This is a genomic window from Corallococcus llansteffanensis (genome assembly GCF_003612055.1).
GTDB classification, from domain to species: Bacteria; Myxococcota; Myxococcia; order Myxococcales; family Myxococcaceae; genus Corallococcus; species Corallococcus llansteffanensis.
Genome location: NZ_RAWB01001159.1, coordinates 1 through 519 on the forward strand (window position 1 = coordinate 1; position 519 = coordinate 519).

The following is a 519-nucleotide window of genomic DNA, read 5'->3' on the forward strand; positions in this document are numbered from 1 at the left end:
GACCCGGGCCCTCACACCCCCGACGCACCCGGTGGCGGCCCGTCGCGAAAGAGGTCCTCGCGCTCCAGTGCGATGGCGCGGCGGCTCAGGCGCAGCGACGCGAGCGCGAACACCGCCATGGTGCCCAGCAGCAGCACGCCCAGGGAGAAGGACGCCACCGGCAGCGCCTCCGGCACCGGCACGCTGCGGCGCAGCAGGTACAGCAGCGACGTGGCCACGAAGGACAGGAGCGCCGCGTAGGTGAAGCCGATGGCCTTCGCGAGGATGGCGTGGCGGCGGTCCATGATGGCCACCTCGTCGCGCAGCAGCGTCCGGCGCGGGTGGCCCTCCGGCAGCGTGCGCCACTCGCGGACCATGTCGCGCAGGCGCGAGGTGATGCGCGAGATCTGGTTGTCCAACCCCGTCGCCAGGATGCCGCACCCGGACACCATGACCGCGGGCGTCACCGCCGTGCCGATGAGCTGGATGGAGGAGAAGTCCACGCCGTCCGTGACGCCGTTCATGCCCCCCTTCTGGCCC

1 protein-coding gene is annotated in these 519 nt (G+C 72.6%); it reads right to left on the reverse strand.

All coding sequences use genetic code 11. From position 1 onward, the window contains the following. Window positions 1-11 precede the first annotated feature (11 nt). Window positions 12-519 (reverse strand): DUF2721 domain-containing protein (locus D7V93_RS43910; protein WP_244237869.1); only part of this gene is annotated, 508 nt, incomplete at its 5' end.